The 7,644-nt window shown below is 69.9% G+C and carries 6 protein-coding genes; 3 read left to right on the top strand and 3 right to left on the bottom strand.

All coding sequences use genetic code 11. The features are described 5' to 3' along the window. Positions 1–1,246 precede the first annotated feature (1,246 nt). From ABZ914_RS08150 to ABZ914_RS08140, 3 genes are read left to right on the top strand one after another with little or no spacing between them, the layout of a single operon-like run. Positions 1,247–2,230: a nucleotide-binding protein gene (locus tag ABZ914_RS08150; protein WP_500192334.1), complete on the top strand. Its 984-nt coding sequence runs from the start codon at positions 1,247–1,249 to the stop codon at positions 2,228–2,230. Beyond that, positions 2,230–2,532, top strand: a complete 303-nt coding sequence (locus tag ABZ914_RS08145) for a hypothetical protein (RefSeq protein WP_500192333.1) — start codon at positions 2,230–2,232, stop codon at positions 2,530–2,532. The genes ABZ914_RS08150 and ABZ914_RS08145 overlap by 1 nt, the downstream gene beginning before the upstream one ends. Further along, complete coding sequence (locus ABZ914_RS08140) at positions 2,529–3,476, top strand: DUF6177 family protein (protein WP_500192332.1); 948 nt, start codon at positions 2,529–2,531, stop codon at positions 3,474–3,476. Before ABZ914_RS08145 ends, ABZ914_RS08140 begins: the two co-directional genes overlap by 4 nt. On the opposite strand, the gene ABZ914_RS08135 is transcribed toward ABZ914_RS08140, so the two are convergent. The 3 genes from ABZ914_RS08135 to ABZ914_RS08125 form a co-directional block, all read right to left on the bottom strand. Next, complete coding sequence (locus ABZ914_RS08135) at positions 3,450–3,704, bottom strand: hypothetical protein (RefSeq protein WP_500192331.1); 255 nt, start codon at positions 3,702–3,704, stop codon at positions 3,450–3,452. The two genes, ABZ914_RS08140 and ABZ914_RS08135, sit on opposite strands and share 27 nt — an antisense overlap. A 735-nt stretch (positions 3,705–4,439) precedes the next feature. Then, positions 4,440–5,549 (bottom strand): S8 family serine peptidase, encoded by a 1,110-nt coding sequence (locus tag ABZ914_RS08130; protein WP_500192330.1) that lies wholly within the window; start codon positions 5,547–5,549, stop codon positions 4,440–4,442. 1,525 nt (positions 5,550–7,074) lie between these two features. Further along, on the bottom strand, positions 7,075–7,566 hold the full coding sequence (locus ABZ914_RS08125) for a DUF2563 family protein (protein ID WP_500192329.1): 492 nt from the start codon (positions 7,564–7,566) through the stop codon (positions 7,075–7,077). Positions 7,567–7,644: the final 78 nt, after the last annotated feature.

The raw sequence follows: 7,644 nt of genomic DNA, 5'->3' as shown, positions 1-7,644 counted from the left end.
ACACGCGGACAAGCCAACCGAGCCACACGCGGACAAGCCAACCGAGCCACACGCGGACAAGCCAACCGAGCCACACGCGGACAAGCCAACCGAGCCACACGCGGACAAGCCAACCGAGCCAGACGCGGACGAGGCAATCGGGCCACACGCGGAGGAGCCGACCAAACCACAGGCGCCCCCGTCCGCTCCCCCTCAGCCTTCAACAGCTGCGAGCGCAACCGAGACGCCTGCCCCGTCCCCCACCGCTCTCACGGACAAAACCTCAGCACCCGTCCCGTCCGCCCCCTCAACAGAAGCCGCCTCCTCCAGCACCACCGGCTGGCCGATCACACCCCCGCCTTCACCTCCACTTCACTCCTCCTCAACGGCGGCAGAAACGCCTGTCCCCTCCCCCGCCAACCTCACGGACGAGAGCCCCTCGCCTTCCCCGTCCGCTCCCTCAGCGGAGCCCGCCCCCTCCAGCACTCCTGGCTGGGCGATCATGCCCCCGCCTACACAGCCGCTCCCGCCTTCGCCCCCACATCCGTCTTCGCCCTCGACCACAGCAAGCCCCCCACCAAGGCCGGGCCTCCCGGCCACCTCCGACAACGCAACACCGCATCCCACCCCGGAGCCGCCCGCAACCTCGAACCGCCCCTCCGCCCCCGAAGACCGGACGAAGCCCCAGCCACCCCCCGCCACCTCGGCACCAGCACCGCCCTCTACGCCCCCGAAGGACGCCGCACCTCCTGTCCAAACGCCGACGCCCCACGTCTCCGCGGACATCGAGCCTCCACCCCCACCCGCAACAGGCTGGACGATCACTCCGCCGGTTGGGGCATCGCCTGCCGCCGCGCTCCCTCCGCCGACGCCCGGGCCACGGCCACACGAGCCGGGTGCATCACCATCCGAGCCGTCGAGCGCCACCTTCCCCGCCGCCTCACAACCCGGGGAAGCGTCCGCGCAGCCAGGGGTGTCTCCTCAGCCGAAGGTGCCGCCTAAGCCAGCACCGTTCGAACCGCTCCCGCACATGCCGAACCCACCGGCATCCGGCCCGTCCCCGGGCATGCACCAGCCGCCGCCGAGCACGCCAGCGCCCTCAAGCACACACCCACCCTCAATCACACAGCCGCCCCCGGCCACGCAGCCGCCCTCAGGCACACAGCCAGCTCTAGGCACGCCACCGCCTCCGAACACTCCGCCGCCTTCGAACACTCCGCCGACCTCGGCCATGCCGCCGACCTCGCACACTCCGGCGCCAGCGGGCATGCCGCCGCACAGCGTCCCCGAGTCACCACAAGTCAGGCCGTCCGCACCCACCGGAGGGCCCAACCGGCTCGCCACGCCGCCCGGCGGCGTCCCCGCGCCCGACGACCTCGTCCGGCGCAATCCGCACGGCGACCCGATGGCCCGCCGGCTCGGACGCGGCGTGCGTCGCGCGATGGGGGCGTCGGCCGCCGGGCAGGTCCGGGAGCTGTCGCAACTGGCAGCGCAGATCGGTGTCCCGGTCCCGTCGAGCCGCCGGATCGCGGTGACGAGCATCCGCGGCGGCGCCGGCAAGTCGACGATCGCCGCTCTCATCGCGGGGATCCTCCGGCAGTACCGCCCGGACCGCGTCCTCGCGATCGACGCCGACCCGGGCCTCGGTTCCCTCGCCCTGCGCGTCGGCGTCAACGCACCCAGCTCGCTACGGGAACTCGCCGCCGCGCGCCCCCAGTCCTGGGAGGAGACGGCCGCCCACCTCGGCCGGACCCCCGAAGGCCTTTTCGTCCTGCCCGCCGCCCCGAAGGGCACCGTCGCGGACGATCTCGACCACGCGACCTTCCAGCACGGTACCGGCCGCCTCGGACGCTACTTCTCCACCACCGTCATCGACTGCGGCGGAGGGCTCGTCTCCGAGTTGCAGCGCGGGATCCTGCACGGCGCCCACGCCCAGGTGTTCGTCACCCCCGGCACGCCGGACGGTGCCCTCAGCGCGCGCGCCGCCCTCAACTGGATGGCCCTGAACGGCTTCGGCCCGCTCCTCCAGCGCACGGTCGTGGCCCTGGTCTCGCACACCCCGAACCCGGACGCCGACCTGGACCGCGCCGCCCGCCTCCTCAGCAGCGGCACGCTCCCCGTCACGCTCCTCCCGTTCGACCGGCACTTGGCGGCCGGCATCGCCATCGCCCCCGAACGCGTCAGCATGCCCACCCACGCCGCCGCGACCCGGATCGCGGCGGACGTCTTCACCCGTTCCTTGAGCGCCTGATGAGCCGCGAACTGATAGTCCTCACCTCCGAGAAGCCGTCCTTGGACCTCCCGGCCTTGGCCCCACCGCCCCTCTACTCAGCAGGGAACAACGTCTTCGACGCCGAAGGGCGACTCCTTCTGCGCGTCCAAGAGCCCGTCCTCGTCACCATCGCGGGCGAAGTAGAACGCCTCCTCGGGATCGATTCCGCCGTCCCTGTCTGGTGGACGGAGATCCACGCCGCGACGACCGCTCCCGAGGCGCGCCACCTGGCAGAACGCTGCGCCGAAACCCTCGACGGCACGATCTGGACGGCTCGATGACGGAAACCGCAGGCGGCGCCGACGTCCTCACCGGCCAGGCCATGGTCATGTTGAACGACCGTCCCGTCGTTCCCCTTTCCCCCGCCATTTTCCAGGCCCTCGCCGAATGCGAGCGGACGAACCGCACCCTGCAACTCGTCACGCCCGCCACCAGCCGCCTGACCCTCCCCCTCCGAGCGTCCAAGGCCCAGTGGCTGGTCCACGACGACGGCTACTACGAGGGCCTTACCGGCCGCCCGATGCACTGGAACGGCACCGCCTTCGTTCCGCTGCCCGACGCCCGCGACTACGCCCCCACCTACACGACGCTCCCGGCCGATCCCATCGGGAGCCAGCTCGTCCTCACCTTCCAGGCCCGCCATGCCCCCGAAGCCGTCCTCGGCGCACACACCGAGAAGCTGATGCGCCTCATTACCGGCGAACCCCCGAAAGGCTGGGGCACCACCGAACCCCTGCAACACCCGTGGAACCCCGAAGACCTCACAACCCACATAACGAGCGCAGCCACGTCCCGCCTCATCGCCATTGGAGCAGGCAGCCGCCCGGCAATGGCCACTTCGGATTTCTCGCCCCTCGCCTCCCCGGCCTCCGGCATGGCCGAGATGACGACGCTCACCATCGGCTACACGGACGACGAAGACCCCCCGATCCCCCAACTCCCGTCCTTCATCGACCTCCTCTCAGCGGACCACCCCCTGACCGCCCTGCTGGCCCAGCTGATCCCCGGCCGCCCCGACCTCACCACCGAACCGCGCTGGACGGGCTCCTCCGCCCCCATCGGCCTCGCTTCCGCCGGCGCCTACACCGGCCCGCCGGGATTCTCCCGCAAGCGCCTAGGCCCCCCGGACGCCCCCATCACCTGGTTCCAGCTGGGCGACGGCTACTCCCCCGAATACTGGCAACGCCACCAAGACCTCCTAACCCACCTCCGCCGCACCCCCTGAGCCCTTCCTGTCCGCGCCCGGATCTCGTTGATGAGCTTCTGCATCGTCGCCTTCTGATCCCGGAGTGCCGGTCAACTGCACGACGAGGCCCGTCCCGTCGTGGGCATGCGTCACGGCAACACGGACGAGGCGTTGCCCGTCGTCCTCACCAACGACTTCGGTGTAGATCGTGGACAAGTCCGTGCGGCACCAATCCGCCGCATCCACGACGAGCGTCTTGCTTCTCATCGCAGTTCCCGGAGCACCGCTTGACCACGACCACGCGCCGACACCCGAACTCGCCGCCGTCGTCCGGCTCCTCTTGGCCGCCGACCCGGAAGGCTCAGGAGTGGGCGACGATGGCGCTGGAAACGGCGGTGCCGCGTACGTAGCGGGCTCGCACTCAACGGCCGCTTCGGGCTCTTAGCGTCCCGCCGTTCAGCCGCCGCGGCCGAGAACATGAGCCAAACAACGACTCCCATCAACAGGCACGAGGCGCTCACCGCCACCACCACTTGCCAACGCGGCTCTTCTCCGCGGACGCCGCGGTTCTCCAGCCGCCGGTCGACTTGGCGGCAATCCACCCAATGCGACACGAAGCCGAACCACGGAACCCGCGTCTAAGGTGAGCGCCGCCTCCTCCAGTACCCGTACACACGCCTCGACGTCCGGGAGCACGGCCCACGCCGTCAGCCCGTGCGGCTCCGCAGCGCCCGCGCCAGCGATCAGGTTCCCAAACCGCCCTCCCACACCCGGATCCGACCCGGCCGCCGCGGCAGGCACCACGACGAACGCCTGATCGCCGGACCGCCCCTCCGCCCTGAAGACCACCCTTGCGTCTCGCTCGTCTCCTGCGTGACCAATCAGAACGCCCCGAGAATCCGGGGATCCGAAGCTCCCAGCGCCCCTTCCACAGCCGCCCGGTCCCGAGACACGACCACGGCATCAGATGACCAGGGACGTCATCCCTTCACCGCAAGAAGGTCACCCTTTTCGAATCATTCGCCGCCGCGCGAACACCGCGCCCCCAGCCCCCAATCCACCCACCACAAGGACGACCACAGCGATCACCAGCCCACCACTGCCGCCGAGCCCCGAATCACGAGACTCGCCAGCCGCTCTCTTCCGCCCTGCCTCCGACACCGCCTGACCAGACCGCCCTCGAACCCCGGACCCGAGGTCGTCGTACACCGGATTGGGCGCGGTCTTAGGAACATCAACCGTCAAAGCCTTGTAGGGAATGATGGCTCCATATCCGGTTCGCTTGTCCCAGCCGTTCGGCCCCACATCCTTGGCCGTGGCCAGCAGACGCTGCACGACCTCACGAGCCGACATATCTGGAAAGCGAGACCGCATCAAGGCGACCACCCCCGCCGCAAGCGCCGCCGCCTGACTGGTTCCACTATTGTCCGCGTTGAACACCCCGTCTCGGCCGATCGAGCCGACCATGGCGCCGGGCGCAGCCAGCATGACGTTGTCTCCCGGGCTGGTCTTCGACCAGACATCGAGATGCGCGCCGACGGCTCCCACGGCGAGGACGCCCTTGCAGTTGGCCGGGGTGTTCGTCGACTCTTCCAACGGATCGTTTCCAGCGCTCGCGACGACGACCACGTCATGATGGACGGCATAAGAGACCGCGTTCTCGATGCCACTCGGGCAGTACGCGCCGGGACCGCCCTGCGATATGTCGATGACCTTCGCCCCACGATCCACGGCAAAGTGGATCGTGTCCTCGTAATTTCCCAGGTCCGCGCTGATCGGCAAGATCCTGCTCCCGGGAGCGATGCCGACCATGCCCGAGCCGAGGCCCTGGCCGGCGATGAGAGCGGCCATCGCGGTGCCATGCCCGTTCAACTTGGCGTCATCGTCGGCACGGCCGTCCTTGCTCGAAGCGTCTCCGTACCCTTTACCGGGCAGCACGACGCCCTTCAGGTCAGGGAGCCTGGCTTCCACACCCCGGTCGATCACCGCGACCGTCACTCCGGCCCCCCGAGTCATGGGCCAGACCTTTCCAGGGATCTCCCACGCGTCGAACCACCATTCCTCGGCGCGAGGCTTCGGCATCGCGAGGGCAGGCGTGAGGTTGGACGCCATCACGGTGATCGCGGCAGCGAGGGCGGCGGCTCGACCGAGGAACCGGACGTTTCGGCGAGGCTCATAGCGCCGACTTCGCTGGAGTTCCACGATTCACCCGGCTCCGCCGATGACGCGCGGCGCGACGTCGGCATCGTCATGCCAGAGGTCGGCCTCCTCTAGGAGCCGCACCCCTCTTGTGCGCTCGGCGTTCCTGCCTGCAGCCGCTCCCATTCCTCCCAGAGGCGTACCTCCTGCGTTTTCGCTGGCGCCGTATCTCGTTCCGGCGGGTGCCTGGCTCCCGGCTTCGCCTATGGGGAGGCGTTCGTTCCCAAGGACGCCACCTGATGGCAGGCGAGGAACTCGTTCACCCCGGAGAGAGCCGGCCGGGCCTGCTCCTGTCTCTCCCAGAGATGGAGCACCGTTTCGTCCGATGACACCACCCGCGCTCAACGGACCCATGCCTGGCCGCGTCGGCGGGATACCTCCGTCCCCGGGAACTCGCATCGACGGGAGCCGCGGCGCCGGGCTGCCGATCGTGGGGGACGGCCGTGAAGGCGGCCTTTGGCCGAAGCCGCCATCGTTGGGCAGCGGGTACCCCACTCCACCAGGACTGGCCGGGAAGCTTGGGCTCGACGGCCTTTCGGGACCGGTACCAGGCCCAGCTGAAGGCGGTGATGCGATTTCGGGGGCGTTGTCGAAGCCGGGCCGTGTACCGGCCAGGTCGGAGCCGCCACTCCCCGGGCCGTCGCCGAGTCGCGGCCCATTGCCGGCTGGAGGCCCAGCGGATCCGCTGTGAGGCGCGGGCACCGCATGGCCACCCGGAGCTCGAGAGGCTGGGCCGCTCGAATCCGATCCGCCGGCCCCCGCTCCGCCGCCTGCCGCGCCTCCTGCCCCTCCGCCTGGCGATCCAGGGCCGTTCGCCGCAGGAACGCCAGCACTCGCCGGGGGCTCACCAGATGCCGTTCCTCCGAACTTCTTGGTCCCCTCACCGGTCGTCGAGAGGTCGAAGGTCACGGAGGACGGGATCTGGTCGAAGGCGGAGGTTAGGGCGGTGTTGGTTCTGGCGAGGTGTTGCTGGGCGGCTTTGTCGTCGGCCAGTTTGGTGGCCATGGCCTCGGCGGGGTTGGTGCTGGGGAGGGTGCCGAGCGGGGTGGAGGTGGGCGGCATGCTGTGCTGGGAGATCTTCATCGCGGTGTAGCCGCTGTGCATCGCGGTGGAGAACTGGCCGCTGGCCGTGGCGAGGGTTCCGGTGGCCTCGGTGAGCATGCGCATGTCCGCGATGCCGAGTTCCTTGGCGCCGCCCTTCCAGATCATGTTCAGGCGTTGCACGTGCTTGCCGAGGTTGCCTTCGGTCTCGCCCAGCGCCTTCTGGACCATGGCGTAGGCCTCCGCTACGCCGCCGAGGCCTTCCGGCCGGGCCTGCTCGAGGTAGCCGGCGATCGTGGCGTAGTCGTATTGCGCCGGGTTCCCGTGTCCCAGCGTCCCGGGTCGGATCCCTTGGTGGAACGCCTGCCCGCCCAACTGTCCTCCGCCTTTCTCGGTGCTACTGGTCCTGCCAGGGGGTCACGTGCGTGGGCGGCCGCCCTGCGCCGCGAGCGGCGTCGGTGGCCTTCTGCTCGCTCTTGCCGTAGTTGTGCGCCGCCTGGGTGATCCTCTTGATCGCCGCGGCGTAGGCGGCGCAGTAGCGGTCCAGCGCGGAGATCATGTTCTGGTGCGCGGTCTCCACCTTGGGTCCCATCTGCTGCGCGACGTCCCAGTGGCCGACCTCGCCGACCTGCACCTTCAGGGCCGTCAGGGTGCGCTGCAGGTTGGAGAGGTCATCTCCCATCGCCGCGGCGACCTGCAGGAGTTGCCGGCGGTGGACCTCCACCGTGCCGGCACCGGAGGAGCCGGCGGGTTTGGGGTCGGCGGTCGGGTCCAAGCCGGTGATGATCGGATCGAGGCCGTTGCGACCGCCCGGGGACGGCGTGACCGGTGCCGTGGCGCCCGGGTGCAGGAGCTGGTTGAGGTCGGGCGGAGGGTCTTGGGGAGGCATGGGCGGACGTCCTTACCGGTGTGAGGTCAGCCGCCCCACATGGCGGTGTTCTGGCGTTCGGCGCCGAGGTGGATGTCG

This window comes from Spirillospora sp. NPDC046719 (genome assembly GCF_040645715.1).
Taxonomy (GTDB): domain Bacteria; phylum Actinomycetota; class Actinomycetes; order Streptosporangiales; family Streptosporangiaceae; genus Spirillospora.
The sequence above is the reverse complement of the archived record's forward strand: the minus strand, read 5'-3'. Positions and strand labels throughout refer to the sequence as shown.

Bases quoted from the DNA above. Each gene is read 5' to 3' on its own strand.
- ABZ914_RS08150 (WP_500192334.1), top strand. From the start codon at position 1,247: ATGCCGCCGCACAGCGTCCCCGAGTCACCACAAGTCAGGCCGTCCGCA.
- ABZ914_RS08145 (WP_500192333.1), top strand. From the start codon at position 2,230: ATGAGCCGCGAACTGATAGTCCTCACCTCCGAGAAGCCGTCCTTGGAC.
- ABZ914_RS08140 (WP_500192332.1), top strand. From the start codon at position 2,529: ATGACGGAAACCGCAGGCGGCGCCGACGTCCTCACCGGCCAGGCCATG.
- ABZ914_RS08135 (WP_500192331.1), bottom strand. From the start codon at position 3,704: ATGAGAAGCAAGACGCTCGTCGTGGATGCGGCGGATTGGTGCCGCACG.
- ABZ914_RS08130 (WP_500192330.1), bottom strand. From the start codon at position 5,549: ATGGCGTCCAACCTCACGCCTGCCCTCGCGATGCCGAAGCCTCGCGCC.
- ABZ914_RS08125 (WP_500192329.1), bottom strand. From the start codon at position 7,566: ATGCCTCCCCAAGACCCTCCGCCCGACCTCAACCAGCTCCTGCACCCG.